Below are 669 nucleotides of genomic sequence, written 5' to 3'. Positions count from 1 at the left end.
CCATCCCTCCAGTCGCTGGGTTGCGGACATCCTCGGTGGCGCCGCGTCCGGCGAGCGCCTGAGTTGAGAACGCCGACCGGTCAAGCGACGCCTGCACCCGGGACGATGATTCGTTCCGGCGCGAGGAGCTTCAATGCTCCGTCCGCGCCCACTCCCATCGTATGGATGTAGAAGTAGCTATCCTTGTCGTTGGTGGCTTCCATCACGGGCGAGGGCGCGGAGACGATCGTCAGCCCACCACAATTGCCAATCCAATCCACGTGCCGGTGGCCATGCATGACGATGGCATGGCTGGCGTGGCGCTGAAGGCGGCGGACGAACCAGCTTCCATTGATCAACGCGGTTCCAATGCGCTCCGACAATGCCTTTGCAGGCTTCGGATATTCGACGACGTGATGGTGAAGCGCGATAACCCAGGTCGCGCGCGGATAGGCGCCGATAGCGATCTCGATCGCCAGTGCCTGCTCCGCTGGCATGAAACCCAGTGCATTGGTGAACGAGAAGTGTGTATCGGCGTTCGAGTTGAGCGCGATGATGCCGAGGCCATCATTGGTGGGCGGCGGCAGGACCATCGGAAAAATCGCGGCCCAAAGATCTGCGATGGATTTGGACCCGTGGCGCGAGCCCTTGTCTGCGAAAGTGGCGAGCAGATCGCGGTGTGGCGCCAGC

Annotated in this window: 1 protein-coding gene; it reads right to left on the bottom strand. The window is 62.2% G+C overall.

Translation table 11 applies throughout. From position 1 onward, the window contains the following. Window positions 1-80: 80 nt before the first annotated feature. Window positions 81-669: metallophosphoesterase family protein (locus tag AC1DT3_RS23380; protein WP_477467541.1), on the bottom strand; the 589-nt coding region annotated here is incomplete at its 5' end.

This window comes from Microvirga sp. P4_G7 (assembly GCF_056401005.1).
The sequence above is the reverse complement of the archived record's forward strand: the minus strand, read 5'-3'. Positions and strand labels throughout refer to the sequence as shown.